The organism is Streptomyces sp. NPDC002088, assembly GCF_040296605.1.
Classification (GTDB): Bacteria; Actinomycetota; Actinomycetes; order Streptomycetales; family Streptomycetaceae; genus Streptomyces.
On sequence record NZ_JBEOXO010000002.1, the window covers coordinates 458,681 to 478,204 of the forward strand.

16 protein-coding genes and 1 tRNA gene are annotated in these 19,524 nt (G+C 71.8%); 8 read left to right on the forward strand and 9 right to left on the reverse strand.

The annotated features are described in order from the left end of the window. Nucleotides 1-3: 3 nt before the first annotated feature. Genes ABT114_RS05840 through ABT114_RS05850 form a run of 3 tightly spaced genes read right to left on the reverse strand, consistent with a single transcriptional unit; the run spans nucleotide 4 to nucleotide 2,848 of the window. A complete protein-coding gene (locus tag ABT114_RS05840) occupies nucleotides 4-816 on the reverse strand; it encodes a TrmH family RNA methyltransferase (RefSeq protein WP_351138998.1) in 813 nt (270 codons plus the stop codon). Then, nucleotides 813-2,030 (reverse strand): HTTM domain-containing protein, encoded by a 1,218-nt coding sequence (locus tag ABT114_RS05845; protein WP_351139000.1) that lies wholly within the window; start codon nucleotides 2,028-2,030, stop codon nucleotides 813-815. Before ABT114_RS05845 ends, ABT114_RS05840 begins: the two co-directional genes overlap by 4 nt. Then, nucleotides 2,027-2,848, reverse strand: a complete 822-nt coding sequence (locus ABT114_RS05850; RefSeq protein WP_351139521.1) for a DUF5819 family protein — start codon at nucleotides 2,846-2,848, stop codon at nucleotides 2,027-2,029. The genes ABT114_RS05845 and ABT114_RS05850 overlap by 4 nt, the downstream gene beginning before the upstream one ends. 466 nt (nucleotides 2,849-3,314) lie before the next feature. On the opposite strand from ABT114_RS05850, the gene ABT114_RS05855 reads away from it, so the two are divergent. Then, complete coding sequence (locus ABT114_RS05855) at nucleotides 3,315-4,508, forward strand: acyl-CoA dehydrogenase family protein (protein WP_351139002.1); 1,194 nt, start codon at nucleotides 3,315-3,317, stop codon at nucleotides 4,506-4,508. 12 nt (nucleotides 4,509-4,520) lie between these two features. On the opposite strand, the gene ABT114_RS05860 is transcribed toward ABT114_RS05855, so the two are convergent. The 5 genes from ABT114_RS05860 to ABT114_RS05880 form a co-directional block, all read right to left on the reverse strand. Further along, a complete protein-coding gene (locus tag ABT114_RS05860) occupies nucleotides 4,521-4,850 on the reverse strand; it encodes a rhodanese-like domain-containing protein (protein WP_351139523.1) in 330 nt (109 codons plus the stop codon). 62 nt (nucleotides 4,851-4,912) lie between these two features. After that, nucleotides 4,913-5,710: a hypothetical protein gene (locus ABT114_RS05865; RefSeq protein WP_351139003.1), complete on the reverse strand. Its 798-nt coding sequence runs from the start codon at nucleotides 5,708-5,710 to the stop codon at nucleotides 4,913-4,915. 128 nt (nucleotides 5,711-5,838) lie between these two features. Further along, on the reverse strand, nucleotides 5,839-7,365 hold the full coding sequence (locus ABT114_RS05870) for a DUF2252 domain-containing protein (RefSeq protein WP_351139005.1): 1,527 nt from the start codon (nucleotides 7,363-7,365) through the stop codon (nucleotides 5,839-5,841). A gap of 151 nt (nucleotides 7,366-7,516) precedes the next feature. Beyond that, nucleotides 7,517-8,149, reverse strand: coding sequence for a response regulator (locus ABT114_RS05875; RefSeq protein ID WP_351139007.1), 633 nt, complete (start codon nucleotides 8,147-8,149; stop codon nucleotides 7,517-7,519). Continuing rightward, nucleotides 8,149-9,414, reverse strand: a complete 1,266-nt coding sequence (locus tag ABT114_RS05880) for a sensor histidine kinase (RefSeq protein WP_351139525.1) — start codon at nucleotides 9,412-9,414, stop codon at nucleotides 8,149-8,151. Before ABT114_RS05880 ends, ABT114_RS05875 begins: the two co-directional genes overlap by 1 nt. A gap of 219 nt (nucleotides 9,415-9,633) precedes the next feature. Here ABT114_RS05880 and ABT114_RS05885 point away from each other — a divergent pair, with 219 nt between their 5' ends. Both ABT114_RS05885 and ABT114_RS05890 read left to right on the forward strand, forming a co-directional pair. After that, nucleotides 9,634-10,407, forward strand: a complete 774-nt coding sequence (locus ABT114_RS05885; protein WP_351139009.1) for an ABC transporter ATP-binding protein — start codon at nucleotides 9,634-9,636, stop codon at nucleotides 10,405-10,407. Then, on the forward strand, nucleotides 10,401-12,845 hold the full coding sequence (locus tag ABT114_RS05890) for an FtsX-like permease family protein (protein WP_351139011.1): 2,445 nt from the start codon (nucleotides 10,401-10,403) through the stop codon (nucleotides 12,843-12,845). Before ABT114_RS05885 ends, ABT114_RS05890 begins: the two co-directional genes overlap by 7 nt. Before the next feature lie 102 nt (nucleotides 12,846-12,947). Here the strand turns inward: ABT114_RS05890 and ABT114_RS05895 are convergent. Next, nucleotides 12,948-13,034: transfer RNA gene (locus tag ABT114_RS05895), tRNA-Leu, on the reverse strand. Between the two features lie 447 nt (nucleotides 13,035-13,481). Here ABT114_RS05895 and ABT114_RS05900 point away from each other — a divergent pair. From ABT114_RS05900 to ABT114_RS05920, 5 genes are all read left to right on the forward strand, one after another. Beyond that, the gene (locus tag ABT114_RS05900; protein ID WP_351139013.1) at nucleotides 13,482-14,348 is read left to right on the forward strand and encodes an FHA domain-containing protein; all 867 of its coding nucleotides are present in this window, start codon (nucleotides 13,482-13,484) and stop codon (nucleotides 14,346-14,348) included. Nucleotides 14,349-14,358: 10 nt separating this feature from the next. Next, nucleotides 14,359-14,877, forward strand: coding sequence for an FHA domain-containing protein FhaB/FipA (locus ABT114_RS05905; RefSeq protein WP_351139015.1), 519 nt, complete (start codon nucleotides 14,359-14,361; stop codon nucleotides 14,875-14,877). 98 nt (nucleotides 14,878-14,975) lie between these two features. Further along, nucleotides 14,976-16,550 carry a Stp1/IreP family PP2C-type Ser/Thr phosphatase gene (locus ABT114_RS05910; RefSeq protein WP_351139527.1) on the forward strand — a complete coding sequence of 525 codons (1,575 nt, stop codon included), beginning with the start codon at nucleotides 14,976-14,978 and terminating at the stop codon, nucleotides 16,548-16,550. Nucleotides 16,551-16,577: 27 nt separating this feature from the next. Continuing rightward, entirely contained in the window at nucleotides 16,578-18,017 is a 1,440-nt protein-coding gene (locus tag ABT114_RS05915; protein ID WP_351139017.1) for an FtsW/RodA/SpoVE family cell cycle protein, read from the forward strand. After that, nucleotides 18,014-19,480: a peptidoglycan D,D-transpeptidase FtsI family protein gene (locus ABT114_RS05920; protein WP_351139019.1), complete on the forward strand. Its 1,467-nt coding sequence runs from the start codon at nucleotides 18,014-18,016 to the stop codon at nucleotides 19,478-19,480. The genes ABT114_RS05915 and ABT114_RS05920 overlap by 4 nt, the downstream gene beginning before the upstream one ends. Nucleotides 19,481-19,524: the final 44 nt, after the last annotated feature.

Sequence of the window (19,524 nt, forward strand, 5' to 3'; positions counted from 1 at the left end):
CGCTCAGGTCGAGGCGCCCCCGGTGGCGCTCCAGTGGTACAGCGTCATGGCCACACTGGTCGCGAGGTTGTAGCTGGAGACCTGGGGGCGCATCGGCAGGGACAGCAGGTGGTCGGCACGCGCGCGCAGGTCGGCGGAGAGGCCGCTGCGCTCCGAGCCGAAGGCGAGCACCGCGTCGTCCGGCAGCTTCAGCCCCCGGATGTCGTCGCCCTCCGGGTCGAGGGCGAACAGCGGCCCGGGCGGCAGCTCTGCCACGGTCAGCCGCTCCACGGCGGTCGCGAAGTGCAGCCCCGCCCCGCCGCGCACGACCGTGGGATGCCACGGGTCGAGCGTGCCGGTGGTGACCACACCGGTCGCTCCGAAACCGGCGGCCAGCCGGATCACGGCCCCCGCGTTGCCCAGATTGCGCGGATTGTCGAGGACGACGACGGGCGCGCTGCGGGGCGTGCGGGCCAGCGCGCGCAGGTTCGCCTCGCGGGAGGGCCGTACGGCAAGGGCGGCCACGGCGGTGGGATGCGGGCGCGGGACGAGGGACGTGTACGTCGCCTCCGAGACCTCCGTCAGCAGCGCGTCCAGCGTGTCCCGTACGTCGGGGGCCAGCTCGTCGGCCAGCGCGAGCGCCGCCCGCCGGTCTGCGGTGACCGCCACCGGCACCTCTGCCCCGAAGCGCACCGCGTGCTTGAGGGCGTGGAAGCCGTCGAGCAGCACGGCGGCGTCGGCGAGCCGGTGCCAGACGCTCACGGGATCGGTCCGAGCGCCCACGGCGTCGGGCCGGGCGCCCAAGGGGTCGGGCCGGGCGCCCACAGGATCGGTCATGTCGTGAAGCCTACGTGGGCGCGCTCGGCGTCCTCGGCGGTGCGCCGGTCCCGCTGCGCCGGCAGGCTGGGGCCGCCGCGCGGAAACAGCCGTCCACGCGCGCGTGCCGCCCAGCCGCCCAGCCGGTGCAGGAACGACGTCGGCAGGAAGACCGAGTCCGCGGCGATCATCGCCAGCGAGAAGAACGGCAGCCCGAGCACCACGGCGATCACCGCGTGCTCGGTCATCATCGCCACCAGCAGGACGTTCTTGACCCGCCGGTTGAACAGCGTGAACGGGAACGCGACCTGCACGATGACCGTCCCGTACGTCACGAGCATCACGATCGTGCCGCTGAAGGACATCAGGTCGGCGAGCGCGGGCCACGGCGAGAAGTAGTCCAGGTGCAGGGGGTAGTAGACCGCGGTGCCGTCCTGCCAGCGCGAGCCCTGGATCTTGTACCAGCCGGCCGTCGCGTAGATCAGACAGGCCTCGGTCATGATCACGAGCAGGGCGCCGTTGTGCACGATGTTGGCGATGACGTCGAGCAGTATCCGGGGCTCGGCGGACTTCGCGCGCCGCCCGACGACCCACCACAGCGCCGACGCCAGCCACACCCCCCACAGCAGGACCGGCACGGTCGGGTCGCCGTCGAGCCGCCCGGCGACGGTCACCCCGACCAGCACCGCCCCGAGCACCGCCCACAGCACAGGGCCGGTCCGGTCCGTCACCCGCTCTCCACGCGCGCGTGGCTCCCGCGCGAGGCGGACGCGCCGCTCGTCCAGGGACCACACCCGGCCGCAGCGCGTGAACACCAGGTAGATCGACATCAGGTGCAGGACGTTGTCGCCGCCGTCCCCCATGAAGACGCTGCGGTTCTGCAGCGACAGCACGCCGACCATGAAGAGCACGGACATCGCGCGCGTGCGCCAGCCCAGCAGCAGCAGCGCGCTCGACAGCAGGGCGAGCGCGTAGACGGCCTCGAACCAGACCCGGCCGTCCGTCCACATCAGCGCCGTGAAGGCGCCGTTGAGCCCGGTCAGCTGCTGGGCGAGGTCCCAGTCCCATGGGCCGTCGGGGCCGTACATCTCCTGGCGGTGGGGGAACTCGCGCAGCAGGAACAGCAGCCAGGTCGCGCTGAAGCCGATGCGGATCACGGCGGTCTGGTACGGGCCGAGGGCCGACTCGGTGACGCGGGCGATGCCGCCGGACACCGTCAGGGCGAATCGGTTCACTTCACGGCCCCCTCGGCCTCGTCCGCCGGGACCGACCACCAGGGCAGCACCCGGTACACCGGCTTCTGCGAGATCTGCTCGCCGCTCCACTCGGGCGGACGCACGTTGGTGGTGCTGGTGCGGACCTGGACGCTGTCGAGGACGCCGTCCCGCCCGGCCGCGCCGTCACGGTCCAGCCGCAGCACCACTATGCGGCGCAGATACGTCTCGGAGAGAGCGCCGCGCACCCCTACCGGACGGTTGTCGGCGCCGTGCGTGGCCGCGAAGAAGTCCCAGGAGCGGCGCAGCAGGTTCTGGTCGACGTGGCTGGGCAGCAGGTTTCCGTCGATGGCCCGCCCGTCCTCGGCGGACAGGTCGTACCAGCCGGTGGTGCGGACCTCGCCGTCCGCCGTGCGGACCTGGGCGCGGACCTGGACCGCGATGTTCTGCTGGAGCGGGTTCGGCGCGAAGAGCTTCCAGTTCTGTTCGAACTCCGGGTAGACCCACTCCTCTATCGCCTTGCCGTGCTTCTTGGTGACCGTGTTCGACGGCGCGACGTGCAGGAACACCATGCCGAGGTGCACACAGACGGCGACCGCGACAACCGCGAGCGCCAGGGCGGCGCCGATCTGGTAGCGGGGGGAGAGGGCGGCGACGCCGGTGCGGGGTTCGAGGGGCGGGCCGGGCGTGGGGTCGGGGTCGCCGGTCGCGGCGACCGTACCGGGCACGGGCGTCGCGTCGTCCGGTTCCGTCCAGGAGGCCGTCTCGTCCAGCACCTCCGGCTCGGGCCCGGCGCCCGGCCCGAGCCGGGCGTTGCCGCCTCCGCCGGCCGCGTCCATTCCGCCGTACGCGTCCATTCCGCCCCGTTTCCCGATCCCCGTCCGCCTTCCGGCCCCGGCCGCAGGGCACCGTACCGCCCGCGCGCGCCGCACCGCGGCGGTCGCACGGGAACGTTACTCAGACCCGCCCGCCCGGCACAGCCCCGACGGCCCGGCCGGTCGGCCCGTGCCAGGGCCGTCCCCCATCTCACCATGGTCACCGCCCGCGCCCCTCGCCCGGGCGCTCGCACACTGTCCACAGCGGCTGACACCTTACGACGGCCGTGCCCCGATCGAACCCCGAGGGCCGAACGATCGGTCGGTGATGCGCTCCACGCCCGGGTGACCGCCCCTTCTCCTACCGACCCTTCTCCTGCCGTTCCCTTCTCCTAGAACCTGTTCTATCTTGACGCTCCGTCAGATCAGGCCGTCAGATCCGGCCGCCGGCCCGGTCCGTGGCCGGGGTGCGCGTGGGAGGACAGGGACCGTGGACTTCACCTTCACCGAGGAACAGCAGGCGGCGGCCGAGGCGGCACGGGGGGTGTTCGCCGGGGTCGCGCCCGACGGGGTGCCCAGTCCCGCGCTCACCCAGGGCGCCGTCGCCGACGACTTCGACCGGGCGCTGTGGGCCAAGCTCGCCGACGCGGACCTGCTGAGCCTGCTGCTCGACGCCGAGTACGGCGGGGCCGGACTGGACGCCATCGCGCTGTGCCTGGTGCTGCGCGAGTCGGCGAAGGTACTGGCCCGGGTCCCGCTGCTGGAGAGCTGCGCGGCCGCGGCTGCCGTACAGGCCTACGGCGGACCGGAACTGAAGGCCGATCTGCTCGCAGCGGCGGGGCGGGGCGAGGTCGTCCTGACCGTCGCCTCCCATGGCCGCACCGGCCACGATCCGGCCGAGCTCGCCGTGACCGCACGGCAGGACGGTGACGCGTGGATCCTCGACGGGGTGCAGACGGCGGTGCCGTGGGCGCACAGCGCCGACTACACGGTCGTACCCGCGCACGTACCCGCGCGCATCCCCGCACACGTACCCACGCAGATGCCTGCGCACATACCCGCGCACACCGGCGCCGACCGCACCGTCCTCGCCCTGGTGCCCCGCGTCCACGAGTCGGTCGTGCTCGCCGAGCAGGTCTCCACCACCGGCGAGCGGCTGGCCGAGCTGCGGCTGGAGTCCGCGCGAATCGCGGCACGCGACGTCATCGACGCCGACGGCGCCTGGGAGTGGCTGCGACGGCTGCTGACCACGGGAACGTGTGCGCTCGCGCTCGGGCTGGGCGAGAACGTGCTGCGGATGACCGGCGAGTACACCGGCAAACGGGAGCAGTTCGGCTTCCCCGTGGCCACCTTCCAGGCCGTCGCCGTGCAGGCCGCCGACCGCTACATCGACCTGCGCGCGATGGAGGCCACGCTGTGGCAGGCCGCGTGGCGGATCGCCTCCGGGACGCAGGGCGCGCTGCCCGCCTCCGGTGACGTCGCCGTCGCCAAGATCTGGGCGTCGGACGGCGTACGGCGGATCGTGCAGACGGCGCAGCACCTGCACGGCGGGTTCGGCGCGGACGTCGACTATCCGCTGCACCGCTACCACGCCTGGGCCAAGCACCTGGAGCTGTCACTCGGCCCGGCGGCGGCCCATGAGGAGACCTTGGGCGACCTGCTGGCCGCCCACCCGCTCGGCTGACCCTCCAGGCCGCTACAGGACGTGTCCGGGCCGGCCCTCGTCCGTCACGACGGGACGGCCCGCGGCCGCCCACACCTGCATACCGCCGTCGATGTTCACGGCGTCGATGCCCTGCTGGACCAGGTACATCGTGACCTGCGCCGAACGTCCGCCGGAGCGGCAGATCACATGGACGCGGCCGTCCTGCGGCGCGGCCTCGGTCAGCTCGCCGTAGCGGGCCACGAACTCACTGATGGGGATGTGCAGTGCCCCTTCGGCGTGGCCCGCCTGCCACTCATCGTCCTCGCGGACGTCCAGCAGGAAGTCGCCGTCCTTGAGGTCCGTGACCTCGACCGTGGGCACACCAGCTCCGAAACTCATGCCTCCGACGCTACCTGAAACACCATCCCGCGACGGAGCCACGGCTATCCCAGCAGCGCGGCCAGCTCCGCCTCGCGTGCGGCGACGTCGCCCAGGAGCTTCTCGGCGATCTCGTCCAGGAGGGCGTCGGGGTCGTCCGGAGCGAGCCGGAGCATCTCGCCGATCGCGCTCTCCTCCAGTTCCCGCGCGAGGTGCGTGAGCATCTCCTTGCGCTGGGCCAGCCACTCGAGGCGGGCGTAGAGCTCCTCGCTGGGACTCGGGGCCGGCTCGACGGGCGCCGGACCGGCCGCCCACTCCTCGGCCAGCTCCCGCAACAGGGTCTCGTCGCCCCGGGCGTAGGCCGCGTTGACCCGGGTGATGAACTCCTCGCGCCGCTGCCGCTCACCCTCCTCCTGCGCCAGGTCGGGGTGGGCCTTGCGGGCCAGCTCGCGGTAGAGCTTGCGGACCTCGTCGCTGGGGCGCACCCGCTGCGGAGGCCGCACCGGCTGGTCCGTGAGCATCGCCACGGCCTCCGGGAACAGACCGTCGCCGTCCATCCAGCCGTGGAACAGCTCCTCGACACCCGGCATCGGCAGCACCCGGGCGCGCGCCTCCTGCGCCTTGCGCACGTCCTCGGGGTCGCCGGTGCGGGCGGCCGTGGCCTCGGCGATCTGCGCCTCCAGCTCGTCGAGCCGGGCGTACATCGGGCCGAGCTTCTGGTGATGGAGGCGCGAGAAGTTCTCGACCTCCACACGGAAGGTCTCCACCGCGATCTCGTACTCGATCAGCGCCTGCTCGGCGGCCCGCACGGCCCGCTCCAGCCGCTCCTCGGGTCGCGCCTGCTCAGCTTCCGGGGTCGTCACCCGAACAGCGTAGGCCACCACCGGGGCGGTCCGGCTCCACCAGCTCGGGACAGTCGGCGGCCACCCGGTGCGCGAAGAGGTCCCGGCAGGCGACGTACTTCACAGGACCCCCTGCCCGCCGCCGCCTCTCACACCCCCATCTCCGCCGGGATCCGTCCCGCCCGCACCGCCGCCACCAGCTGGGCGTGGTCCGCCTCCGTGCGGTCGGCGTAGGCGACGGCGAACGCGCTGATCGCCTCGTCCAGCTCCTCGCTCTTGCCGCAGTACCCGGCGATCAGGCGCGGGTCGGCACTGTGGGAGTGGGCGCGCGCCAGGAGGGCGCCGGTCATACGGCCGTAGTCGTCGACCTGGTCGGCGGCGAGCGCGGCCGGGTCGACGCTGCCCTTGCGGTTGCGGAACTGCCGGACCTGGAACGGCCGCCCCTCGACCGACGTCCAGCCCAGCAGGATGTCGCTGACGACCTGCATGCGCTTCTGGCCGAGGACGACGCGGCGGCCCTCGTGTTCCACCATGGGCGCCTCGAAGCCGGCGCTCACCAGGTGCGGCACCAGCGCCGACGCCCGCGCCTCCTTCACCTGCAGGACCAGGGGCTCGCCGCGGTGGTCCAGGAGCAGCACCACATACGACCGGGTGCCCACGCTTCCCGTGCCGACTATGCGGAAGGCGACGTCGTGCACCGCGTGCCGGGCCAGCAGCGGCAGGCGGTCCTCGGAGAGCGTGGCCAGGTACGGCTCGAGGGACGAGGCGACCGCCGCGGCCTCCGCGTCCGGGACGCCCCGCAGCACCGGCGGGGCGTCGACGAAACGTCGCCCGCCGTCCTCGGTCGGCTCGGTCGACTTCGCCGCGAAGCGCCCACTGGTGTTGGCCCGGGCCTTCTCGGAGACCCGCTCCAGTGTGCCGAGCAGGTCGTGGGCGTCGGTGTGGGAGACCAGCTCCTCGTCCGCGATGGCGTTCCACGCGTCCAGCACCGGGAGCCTGGCGAGCAGCCGCATGGTGCGGCGGTAGGCGCCGACCGCGTCCCGCGCCGCCTTGCGACAGGTGTCCTCGGCGGCGCCGGCCTCCCGGCCCGCGAGCACGAGCGAGGCGGCGAGCCGCTTGAGGTCCCACTCCCAGGGGCCGTGGACGGTCTCGTCGAAGTCGTTGAGGTCGATGACCAGGCCGCCGCGGGCGTCGCCGTACAGACCGAAGTTGGCCGCGTGCGCGTCGCCGCAGATCTGGGCGCGGATCCGGGTCACGGGCGTGCGGGCCAGGTCGAACGCCATGAGGCCCGCCGAACCACGCAGGAACGCGAAGGGGGCGGCCGCCATCCTGCCCACCCGTATCGGCGTGAGCTCCTCGATGCGGCCCTGGTTGGACTCCTCCACCGCGGCGACCGCGTCGGGACGGGAGCCGTCGAGGTCGAGCTCGGCATGCGACGCGCGCGGCACCCGGCGCCGCAGCGCCTTCCCCTCGTCCTTGGGCGACCCCTCGGGCGCCCCCTCGACGCGCCACTCGGCGAAGCCCCGCACCTTGGGCAGCCGCCGGGCCACGGCCGGCTCCACCGACCCCACCGACCCGACCGGCTCCAGCGGCTCCACCGACTCCGCCACTCCGACACCGACCTCGGCCATGACGACCGCCTCCCCCCGCACCAGCGCACGAACTTCCACGAACATCAATTCGTGCTGACCGTACCGCCGGTGGCCGAAACGCGTCAGACCCTGTGGATAACTCGCCGTGGATCACTGTCCACAGATACCTCCCTGTGGACAACCCCCCACAGCCTCACGCCCGGAGCCTCACACACGCGTCCTCACGCCCAGAGCCTCACGCCCGCAGATAAGCCAGCACGGCCAGCACCCGCCGATGCGTCTCGACCGCCGGCGGCAGGTCCAGCTTGGTGAGGATGCCGCTGATGTGCTTGCCCACGGCCGCCTCGGAGACCACCAGTTCGTGGGCGATCGCGCCGTTCGACTTACCCTCCGCGATCAGGGCCAGTACCTCCCGCTCACGCGGGGTGAGCCGCTCCAGCGGGTCGCGGCGGCGGCGCAGCAGCTGACGTACGACCTCGGGGTCGACGACCGTGCCCCCGGCGGCGACCTCGTTCAACGCGTCCACGAACTCCTCGACCTGCCCGACCCGGTCCTTGAGGAGATAGCCGACGCCCGTTCCGTCGCCGGAGTCCAGCAGTTCGGCGGCGTACGTCCGCTGCACGTACTGACTGAGGACGAGAACGGGCAGCGTGGGCCGCGTCTCGCGCAGGCGGACCGCCGCGTGCAGTCCCTCGTCCTGGAATCCGGGCGGCATGCGTACGTCCGTCACGACGATGTCGGGGGCGTGCTTCTCGACCGCCGCCACCAGGGCCCGCGCATCGCCGACGGCTGCGACCACCTCGTGGCCGCAGCGGGCGAGCAGGCCGATGAGTCCCTCCCGCAGCAGCACGCTGTCCTCAGCCAGCACTACCCGGAGCGATCGGCGGTCCACTCGCAAGGAAACTCCACACGCAGCAGGGTCGGTCCACCCGGCGGACTGGACAGGGAAAGTCTGCCATCGAGCACCGACACCCGGTCCGCGAGTCCGGTCAGCCCGCTGCCGCCCGCGGGGTCCGCGCCGCCCCGGCCGTCGTCGCGCACCTGGAGGAACAGCCGCCCGTCACGGTGTTCGCCGGTCACCGCCGCTCGCCTCGCCCCACTGTGCCTGGCGACGTTGGCGAGGGCCTCGCAGACCACGAAGTACGCGGCTGCCTCGACCCCTTGGGGCAGCCTGCCGGCCAGTTCCAGGTCGACGTCCACGGGGACCGCGGAGCGGTCGGCGGCATCCGCGACGGCGGCCTCGAGACCGTAGTCGGCGAGCACCTTGGGGTGGATGCCGTGGACGAGGTCGCGCAGCTCGGCGAGGGCCTTGCCGGCCTCGTCGTGAGCCTTGGCGAGCTGGTCGGCGAGCGGGCCGGGCGGCGCGTCCAGTCGAGCCAGACCGAGCGTCATCGTCAGGGCGACCAGGCGTTGTTGGGCACCGTCGTGCAGGTCGCGCTCGATGCGACGCCGTTCCGCCTCGAAGGCGTCCACCAACCGCAGCCGGGAACGGGCCAGTTCGACCACCCTCGCGCCCAGGTCCCCGTCGCGCGGAGCGATCAGCAGCCGGGTCAGCTCGACCCGCGCACCGGCGGCGACGCCCAGGACGTAGGCGCCCAGGCCCATGAGGACGAGCCCGAGCACGGCGACCGCGAAGGCGGTCGGCCAGGTGGTGACCGTCCACTGCTTGAGCACCTTCGCCTCCCGCCCGTCACCGGCCGTGGCCATCAGCAGCGGGGTCGCCACCATGGACAGCGGGACGAGCAGGCCGACCGTGACGGCGAGTGCGTCGACCGGCCACAACAGCCCAGCGAGCAGCAGGGCGTACCCGAGCTCGCGCCAGGTCGCCTGTTCCCTCAGCCGGATGGTCAGCCAGGGCCGCAGTCCGGCGGTGGCGGGCGGCCGGTGCCGGCCGGACGCCGGGTCCAGGTCCACCAGACGCAGCCGGTGCCGCTCCACCCAGGCCACCGGAATACCCGCGAGGGCCGTGAGCAGCAGCAGCGGCAGCCCCACCAGCGCGACGGCCAGCACACCGCCGACCGCCGCCGAAGTGACGATCCCCACGAGCGCGACGACGCCGCTCACCGCGCCGGTGAGCAGGTACCCGGCCGAACGCCACGGCCACGGGGACAGCAGGAAGCCGGGCCTGGACATGGCCTGCCACACGTTCCGAGGGTGCATGCGGCTCACCGTAGAAGGCCCGCTCGGGCGGGGGCCATGGGGCCGGGCAGCGGTCGGGAGGTAGGTCTGGCCCTACCCCAAGTCTCGTTCCTGCCCAACTGCGTCGCCGTGTCCCCGCGCGGTTTCGTGGAGCCGCGACAAAGACCCAGAAGACCAAGCGGACACCGACCGGCACCTGACGAGTTGGGACACATGAACAACATCGAGAACCACGACGCGATCCAACTGTGCTCCGTCGGCAGACGGTACGGGTCGGGTGACAACGCCGTGACCGCCCTCGCCGACGTCTCGCTCTCCTTCCCCAGGGGGACGTTCACCGCAGTCATGGGCCCCTCCGGCTCAGGCAAGTCGACCCTGCTCCAGTGCGCGGCCGGCCTGGACCGGCCCACGTCGGGGACGGTCACCGTGGGCGGGACCGAGCTGACGGGGCTGAGCGAGACCAGGCTGACGCTGCTGCGCCGCGAGCGCATCGGATTCGTCTTCCAGGCGTTCAACCTGTTGCCGTCGCTGACCGCCGAGCAGAACGTGGCGCTCCCCCTGCGGCTCGCCGGGCGCCGCCCCTCCCGGGCCCGGGTCCGCGAGGCGCTGGAGCAGGTCGGGCTCGGCGAACGGGGCAGGCACCGGCCGACGGAGATGTCCGGCGGCCAGCAGCAGCGGGTGGCCTTGGCCCGGGCCCTGATCACCCGCCCCGAAGTGCTCTTCGGCGACGAGCCGACCGGCGCGCTGGACTCGCACACCGGCCGTGAAGTGCTGACCCTGTTGCGCGGCATGGTCGATCGCGAGGGCCAGACGATCATCATGGTCACGCACGACCCGGTGGCCGCCTCCTACGCGGACCGCGTCGTCTTCCTCGCCGACGGACGCGTCAACGGCGAGCTCGCCGGAGCGGGCGCCGACGCCATCGCCGCGCACATGACCCGCCTGGAAACCGCGCGCACGACCGGACTGGAGGCCACCCCGTGCTGAGCGTCACCCTGCGCGCCCGCTGGGGCACCTTCGTCGGCAGCTTCGTCGCGCTGGCGCTGGGTGTCGCCCTGCTCGCCGTGATGGGCCTGGTCCTCGCATCGTCGTCGGCCGCGCCCGACCGCAAGCCGGAACGGTTCGCCGCCGCGCCGGTCGTGGTCAAGGGGGCGGACACGCTGCGGGTGCCCACCCCGATCGGCGAGCGGGTGCAGCGGCTCGCGCACCCGCGCGCCGTCCCCGCCGAGGCCGTCGCGAAGCTGGCGAAGCTCGGCACCGTCGTGGCGGACCGGTCGTTCGCCGTACGGGCACAGGGCGGCCCCGACGACCTGGTGGGCCACCCCTGGTCCACCGCCGCGTTCGCCCCGTACACTCTCGACGCCGGACGGGCGCCCCGCACGGCCGACGAGGTCGTCGTCAGCGGCGACTGGGCGCGGCCGGGCACGCTCGTACGCACCGACCGCGGCACCGTGCGGGTCGTCGGCACCGTCACCGAGCGTGGCTTCGAGGACGCCGTCTTCTACACCGACACGCGCGCCGCCCGACTGTCCCCTACGAGCGCCCAGCTGACGGTCGACGCCGACGCGGCAGCCGTACGCGCCGCCGTACGCGAAAGCGCGGGCGTCCAGGTCCTGACAGGCGACGCCCGCCGCTCCGCCGACGCCGACCCCGAGCGGGACAGCGAGGCCCTGACCGCGATGAACGCCATGTTCGGCACGGCCGGCGGGGTCACCGCCTTCGTGTCGGTGTTCGTGGTGGCATCCACCTTCGCGTTCGTGGTCGCCCAGCGGCGCCGGGAGTTCGGGCTGCTGCGCACGGCCGGTGCGACCCCGGGGCAGATCCGCCGGACGGTCCTCGCCGAGGCCCTCGCGGTCGGGGTGCTCGCCTCGGCCACCGGCTGTGCGCTCGGCACGTACGGTGCCCCGTTGCTGGCCGACCGGGTGGTCGACGCCGAACTCGCACCGGCCTGGTTCGTCATCGGCGACCACACCTGGCCGTACCACCTGGCCTTCTGGACCGGCCTGCTCGTCGCCCTGTGCGGCGCGATCGCCGCCTCCTGGCGGGCCGGCCGCACCAACCCCGTCCAGGCGCTGCGCGAGGCGTCCGTGGACGGCCAGGCGATGACCCGGGGCCGATGGCTCTTCGGCACCGGCCTGCTGCTGACCGCCGCGGTGACGCTGGGCCTGGCCCTGGTGAACGACCCGGGCGACCTCCTTCACCGCAAGACCTACGTGAGCCGCCCCATGCTCCTGATCACCGCGCTCGCGCTGCTCACGCCGGTCGTGGTGCGCCCACTGACCCGGCTCCTCGCCTGGCTGCCGGCGCGGCTGCCCGGGGCCGGCGGCATGCTGGTCCGCGAGAACGCCGCCGCCGGAGTCCGCCGTACCGCCGCGATCGCAGCCCCCGTCCTGGTCATGGTCGCCCTGACGGGCTCCCTCCTGGGCGCGGGCACGACGCTGAACAGCGCGAAGGCGGCCGAGACGCGGGAGCGGACGACCGCCGCGTTCGTCGTCACCACGAGCGGCCCCGGCTTCGACGCGGCCACACTGCGCGAGCTGCGCGACGTCCCCGGCGCCACGATCTCCGCGACCGCCTCCAGCGCGGTCTACGTCCTCGAAGACGGCGTGGCGCTCGTCAAGTCCGAGGCCCGCACAGCGGAGCGCGCCTCGCTCGCCGTCAACACTCGGCTGCCGCTCACGGCGGGGAAGGCGGGTGACCTCGACAACGAGTCGATCATCGTCAACGAGGAGTGGCAGCGGCACACCGTGGGGCAGCGGGTGCGGGTGTGGCTCGGCGACGGTACGAGGAAGACGCTGCGGATCGCCGCGGTGATGACCACCGGCACCGGCAACAACGGCGTCTACGTCACCCCGGCCAACGCTCCGGGCGCGACGGTCGACCGGGTCGACGTCGCCCTCACGGACGGGGCCGACGCCGACGCCGTGGCCGCCGAGCTGCGCAAGGCGGTACGGGCCTCCGGCGCGCAGGTCCTCACCAAGGACCAGTGGATCCGGGCGACCTACCCGCAGACCTACCGCACGACCCGGCTCGGCTTCCTGCTGGTCCTCGGCATCGCGCTCCTCTACACCGGCATATCCCTGGTCAACACCATGGTCATGGCGACCTCCGACCGGGCACGCGACCTGGCCGTACTGCGGCTGGCGGGGGCCACCCGCCGACAGGTCCTGCGGCTGGTGGGCGCCGAGGCGCTGATGGTGGTCGCGGTCGGCGCCCTGCTGGGCCTGCTGGTCGCCGGACTCAACCTCGCGGGGATGTGGGGCGCGCTGCGCCTGCTGTCGGTCCCGGGCACGATCGAGCTGCCGTGGGCGGCCATCGGCGCGGCCGTGGGCGCGTGCGCGCTGCTCGCCGTGATCGCGTCCGTCGTCCCCGCCGCCCTCGTCCTGCGCCGACGGGCGGTGGAACTGGCGGGCGTACGGGAATGACCGGTGAGAAATGCCTCACACCGAACACCGGCTCCAGCTCCGGCTCCGGCTCCGGCACATAGCGAAACGGCCGGTACCGTAACCGGTACCGACCGTTTCGTCTGGTGCGCGAGGGGGGAGTTGAACCCCCACGCCCTTGCGGGCACTGGAACCTGAATCCAGCGCGTCTGCCTATTCCGCCACCCGCGCATTGGGTGCGTCTTCGGGCTTCGTTCCTTGCGGTCCGGCGCCTTCCGACACGCAGAACATTAGCACGCGGTCCGGGGTGCGTTCACATCCCTTGTCCCTGGGCAGGCGGTGAGCGGCACCACTGCCTGCCCGACCGGAGCGGCCCCGGCTACGTATCGACATGGAACGGTTCACGTATCAACCTCGTACCGGTCCCGCTCATCTCCCCAGGAGCCGGTCGGGGTCCACAGTCCGGTGCGGGACACTGGTCTGCGGCCCCCTCTACGATCCTGGGCAAGAGGAGTTCGTAGAGGAGTTCCTCAGGGAAGCTCGCAGGCGTCGACACCCGATCGACCGAGCCGACAGGGGGAACCAGCCGATCGACCGGCGCGTGGATACGATCAGTAAGCAGTACGAGCAGTGCCAGGCAAGGCACGGACACAGCGGCAACGACGGAGGAGGTGCCCCATGGGAGTCCTGAAGAAGTTCGAGCAACGTCTCGAAGGTCTGGTCAACGGCACCTTCGCCAAGGTCTTCAAGTCCGAGGTCCAGCCCGTGGAGATCGCCGGCGCGCTCCAGCGGGAGTGCGACAACAACGCGACGATCTGGAACCGCGACCGGACCGTCGTCCCCAACGACTTCATCGTGGAGCTGAGCACGCCCGACTTCGAGCGCCTCAGCCCCTACTCCGGCCAGCTCGGCGACGAGCTCGCCGGCATGGTGCGCGACTACGCCAAGCAGCAGCGCTACACCTTCATGGGGCCGATAAAGGTCAACCTGGAGAAGGCCGAGGACCTGGACACCGGCCTGTACCGGGTACGCAGCCGTACGCTCGCCTCCACCGGCGGCCAGCAGGCACCGCAGGCCCCCGACCGCGCGCCCTCGAGCGGCCCGCGCCCGGGCGGCTACGGCTACCCGCAGCCCGGCCCCGCCGCCGCGCCCCCCATGCCGTCCGCGCCGCCGCCCGGTGCCGGCGCCCGCCCCGGGGGCTACGGCTACCCGCAGCCGGCCCAGCACCCCGGCGCCGCTCCCGGCGGCCCCGCGCAGGGCGCGCGCACCCGCTACTGGATCGAGATGAACGGCGCGCGCCACCAGATCTCCCGCCCGACCCTGGTGCTGGGCCGCAGCACCGAGGCCGACGTGCGGATCGACGACCCCGGCGTCTCCCGCCGGCACTGTGAGATCCGGACCGGAACGCCCTCGACGATCCAGGATCTCGGGTCCACCAACGGCATCGTGGTGGACGGGCAGCACACCACCCGCGCTACGCTCCGCGACGGCTCGCGGATCGTCGTGGGCAGCACCACCATCATTTACCGGCAAGCCGAAGGGTGAAGCGGGGGCAATGTCAGAGCTGACCCTCACGGTCATGCGGCTGGGTTTCCTGGCCGTACTGTGGCTGTTCGTGATCGTGGCCGTGCAGGTCATCCGCAGCGACCTGTTCGGAACGCGTGTCACACAGCGCGGGGCACGGCGGGAAGCGTCCCGGCCGCAGCAGCAGGCCGCCCGGCAGGCTGCGGCGCCACCGCAGCAGCGCCAGCAGGCCGCCGGCGGCCGCCAGCGCCGCAACGCCCCCACCAAACTGGTCGTGACCGAGGGCACGCTCACCGGCACCACCGTCGCGCTGCAGGGCCAGACCATCACCCTGGGCCGGGCGCACGACAGCACGATCGTGCTGGACGACGACTACGCCTCCAGCCGCCATGCCAGGATCTACCCGGACCGGGACGGCCAGTGGATCGTCGAGGACCTGGGCTCCACCAACGGCACGTACCTCGACCGGAGCCGGCTGACGACCCCCACGCCTATTGCGCTGGGCGCGCCGATCCGCATCGGCAAGACCGTCATCGAGCTGCGGAAGTAGTGCTACATCATGAATAGGCGCGAGCGGAGCGAGCACGCAGCGGCGGTCCACACCCCGGACCCCGGCGCGCTCCCGACCGGAGGGTGGGCACCGTGCGGATGTACCCGGAGCCGACGGGCGAGGTGCGCATGAGTCTGTCACTGCGCTTCGCCGCCGGATCGCACAAAGGCATGATCCGGGAGGGCAACGAGGACTCCGGTTATGCCGGTCCGCGCCTGCTCGCCATCGCCGACGGCATGGGCGGCGCGGCCGCCGGCGAGGTCGCCTCCTCCGAGGCCATCTCCACCATCGTCGCCCTCGACGAGGACATCCCCGGCTCCGACGTCCTCACCTCGCTCGGCACCGCCGTCCAGCGTGCCAACGACCAGCTGCGCGCCATGGTCGAGGAGGACCCGCAGCTCGAGGGCATGGGCACCACGCTGACCGCCCTGCTGTGGACCGGCCAGCGGCTCGGTCTCGTGCACGTCGGTGACTCGCGCGCGTACCTGCTGCGCGACGGCGTCCTCACCCAGATCACCCAGGACCACACCTGGGTGCAGCGCCTCGTCGACGAGGGACGCATCACCGAGGAAGAGGCGACCACGCATCCGCAGCGGTCGCTCCTCATGCGCGCCCTCGGCAGCGGTGAGCACGTCGAGCCCGACCTGTCGATCCGCGAGGTCCGGGCCGGCGACCGCTACCTCATCTGCTCCGACGGGCTGTCCGGAGTCGTCTCCCACCAGACGCTGGAAGACACCCTCGCCAGCTATCAGGGCCCCCAGGAAACCGTGCAGGAGCTCATCCAGCTCGCACTGCGCGGCGGCGGCCCCGACAACATCACCGTCATCATCGCCGACGTCCTCGACCTGGACACCGGCGACACCCTCGCCGGACAGCTGTCCGACACCCCGGTCGTGGTCGGCGCGGTCGCCGAGAACCAGCACCAACTGCACGACAACGGCATCATGCAGACCCCCGCGGGACGCGCCTCCGGCCTCGGCCGCCAGGTGCCCGGACAGGGCGGGGGCGGCGAGTTCGGCCCGCCCGGCTCCGGCGACACCACCGGCTACATCCCCGCGGGCAGCTTCGGCGACTACACCGACGACGACTTCGTCAAGCCCCGCAAGGGCCGCAGGTGGCTGAAGAGATCCCTCTACAGCGTGCTCGCCCTCGCCGTCATCGGCGGCGGCCTGTACGGCGGCTACCGCTGGACGCAGACGCAGTACTTCGTCGGCACCAAGGGCGAACACGTGGCCCTGTACCGCGGCATCAGCCAGGACCTGGCGTGGGTTTCCCTCTCGAAGGTGGAGAAGGACCACCCCGAGATCGAACTCAAGTACCTCCCGCCCTACCAGCAGAAGCTGGTCCAGGCCACGATCGCCGAGGGCAGCCAGGGCACCGCCCAGAAGAAGATCGACGAGCTGTCGGTCCAGGCCTCCGCGTGCAAGAAGGAAGCACAGCGCCGCGCCGCCGAGAGCGCGAACAACTCCAAGACGGGCCAGGGCGAGGCCGGAGGCACCACGGGAACCACCACCACCTCCCTCACGTCCAAGGCATCGCCGTCGCCGAACGCGTCGGCATCGACCACGCCCCCGTCCACGTCTCCGTCCCCGTCCACGACCGCCACTCCCAGCCCCGGCCCCAGCCTCTCGGAGGAGGAGCAGAAGGTCGTCTCGCTGTGCGGTAAGCAGTAGGCAAGCCGTGAGAGGCCCCGTCACACGATGAGCAGTACTACCAACTCGCCGACGCACCACACGTCCACGATCGGCTCGATCGGCACCCCGAGCCGGCGCAACACCGAGCTCGCACTGCTGGTGTTCGCCGTCGTCATCCCGGTGTTCGCCTACGCCAACGTGGGCCTGGCCATCAACGACGAGGTGCCGTCCGGCCTGCTGAGCTACGGCCTGGGCCTCGGCCTCCTGGCCGGCGTCGCCCATCTCGTCGTACGCAAGTTCGCCCCGTACGCGGACCCGCTGCTGCTGCCGCTGGCCACGCTGCTGAACGGGCTCGGACTCGTCGTCATCTGGCGTCTGGACCAGTCCAAACTGCTGCAGTCCATCAAGCAGGCCGGCACCGCCGCGCCCCGCCAGCTGATGTACACCGCGATGGGCATCGCCCTGTTCATCGTCGTGCTGATCTTCCTCAAGGACCACCGCGCACTTCAGCGCTACACCTACATCTCCATGGTCGGCGCGCTGTTCCTGCTGCTGCTGCCGCTCGTACCGGGCCTCGGCCAGAACATCTACGGCGCCAAGATCTGGATCTCCGTCGCCGGCTTCTCCATCCAGCCCGGTGAGTTCGCCAAGATCGTCCTCGCGGTGTTCTTCGCCGGCTATCTGATGGTCAAGCGCGACGCCCTCGCCCTCGCCAGCCGCCGCTTCATGGGCCTGTACCTGCCCCGCGGCCGCGACCTCGGCCCGATCCTGGTCGTCTGGTTCATCTCGATCCTGATCCTGGTCTTCGAGACCGACCTCGGTACGTCGCTGCTGTTCTTCGGAATGTTCGTCATCATGCTGTACGTCGCCACCGAGCGGACCAGCTGGATCGTCTTCGGTCTGCTGATGTCCGCGGGCGGCGCGGTCGGCGTGGCCAGCTTCGAACCGCACGTCCAGCAGCGTGTCCAGGCCTGGCTCGACCCGATGAAGGAGTACACCCTCAGCCGTCAGGGCGTCGCCGGCCACTCCGAGCAGGCGATGCAGGCGCTGTGGGCGTTCGGCTCCGGCGGCACCCTCGGCACCGGCCTCGGCCAGGGCCACTCCGACCTCATCCGGTTCGCCGCCAACTCCGACTTCATCCTCGCCACCTTCGGCGAGGAACTGGGCCTGGCCGGCATCATGGCGCTCCTGCTGATCTACGGCCTGATCGTGGAACGCGGCGTACGCACCGCACTCGCCGCCCGCGACCCGTTCGGCAAGCTGCTCGCCATCGGCCTCTCCGGCGCCTTCGCCCTCCAGGTGTTCGTCGTCTCCGGCGGTGTCATGGGCCTCATCCCGCTGACCGGTATGACCATGCCGTTCCTGGCGTACGGCGGTTCCTCCGTCATCGCCAACTGGGCCCTGATCGGCATCCTGATCCGCATCAGCGACACCGCGCGCCGCCCGGCCCCCGCCCCCGCATCCAACCCCGACGCCGAGATGACCCAGGTGGTCCGCCCGTCATGAACAAGCCCCTGCGCCGGATCGCGATCTTCTGCGGCCTCCTGGTCCTCACGCTGCTCCTGCGGGACAACTGGCTCCAGTACGTCAAGGCCGACACCCTGGCCTCCGACACGGACAACCGCCGCGTCAACATCACGCGCTACGCCACCCCGCGCGGCGACATCATCGTCGACGGCAAGGCCATCACCGGCTCCGTCGAGTCGAGCGACAGCGACTACAAGTACAAGCGCACCTGGAAGGACGGCGCCATGTGGGCGCCGGTCACCGGGTACTCCTCGCAGGCCTTCGGCGCCAACCAACTGGAGAAGCTCGAGGACGGCATCCTCACCGGCAACGACGACCGGCTCTTCTTCCGCAACACCCTCGACATGATCACGGGCAAGAAGAAGGAGGGCGGCAGCGTCGTCACCACCCTCAACGCCGCCGCGCAGAAGGCGGCCTTCAAGGGCCTGGGCAACAAGAAGGGCGCCGTCGCCGCGATCGAACCGTCCACCGGCAAGATCCTGGCCCTGGTCTCCACACCGTCGTACGACCCGTCGACCTTCGCCGGGACCGCGGGCAGCGACGAGACCGCCTGGAACAAGGTCCAGAAGAAGAACAACGCCGACGACCCGATGCTCAACCGCGCACTGCGCGAGACCTACCCGCCCGGCTCCACCTTCAAGGTGGTCACCGCAGCCGCCGCGCTGGAGAACGGCGAGGTCGCCGGCATCGACGACGCCACCAAGACACCGGACCCGTTCCCGCTGCCGCAGAGCACCTCGAAGCTCACCAACGAACACAGCGGCTGCGAGAACGCCAGCCTGCGTGAGGCGCTGCGGGTCTCCTGCAACACCGTCTTCGCGAAGATGGCCGACAACGTCGGCAACGAGAAGATGATCGAGCAGGCCAAGAAGTTCGGCTTCAACGAGGCCGAGCTGGACACCCCGGTGCGCGCCGCCGAGAGCATCTACCCCGAGGACAACGCCCCACAGAACGCCCTGGACGGCATCGGCCAGGGCTCCAACCGGGCCACGCCGCTCCAGATGGCCATGGTCGCCTCGGCCGTCGCCAACAACGGCAAGCTGATGCAGCCGTACATGGTCGACCAGCTGCGCGCCTCCAACCTCGACGTCATCGAGACGAACGAGCCCAAGGAGCTGTCCCAGGCCGTCTCCTCCGAGACCGCCCAGAAGCTCCAGCAGATGATGGAGACGGTCGTCAAGACCGGCACCGGAACCTCGGCGCAGATCTCCGGCGCCACCGTGGGTGGCAAGACCGGTACCGCCCAGCACGGCCTCAACAACAGTGAGAAGCCGTACGCCTGGTTCATCTCGTACGCCAAGCTGTCGGACGGCAGCGCGCCGGTGGCCGTGGCCGTCGTCGTCGAGGACGGCGCCGCCAACCGCGGCGACATCACCGGTGGCGGTCTCGCCGGTCCGATCGCAAGGGACGTGATGAAGGCAGTCATCGACAGCAAGAAGTGACCCCGCTCACGTCACCTTCACATCGGTGCACGTTGCGATACCGG